General features: G+C 60.3%; 1 protein-coding gene. It reads left to right on the top strand.

All coding sequences use genetic code 11. The features are described from left to right. A partial coding sequence (locus tag SB751_RS36070) for an aldehyde dehydrogenase family protein (protein ID WP_410749735.1) occupies positions 1–196 on the top strand: 196 nt, incomplete at its 5' end. Between the last annotated feature and the right edge of the window lie 33 nt (positions 197–229).

The raw sequence follows: 229 nt of genomic DNA, 5'->3' as shown, positions 1-229 counted from the left end.
GACGGACGTGCGCCGCATCTGGCGTCTCGCGGATGCGCTCGAAAGCGGCATCGTCGGTGTGAACGAAGGCGCGCTCGCCGCCGAATCCGCACCGTTCGGCGGCGTAAAGGACTCCGGTTACGGCCGCGAAGGTTCGACGCACGGCATCGAGGAGTACATGCACATCAAGTACGTCTGTCAGGGACAACTCGATTGATTATCTGAGCAATTCGAGTGACAGCAAAACGGT

It is taken from the genome of Cupriavidus sp. SIMBA_020, assembly GCF_046535395.1.
Classification (GTDB): Bacteria; Pseudomonadota; Gammaproteobacteria; order Burkholderiales; family Burkholderiaceae; genus Cupriavidus; species Cupriavidus campinensis.
Note: the sequence above shows the minus strand (reverse complement) of the source record. Positions and strands in the feature narration are given on the sequence as shown.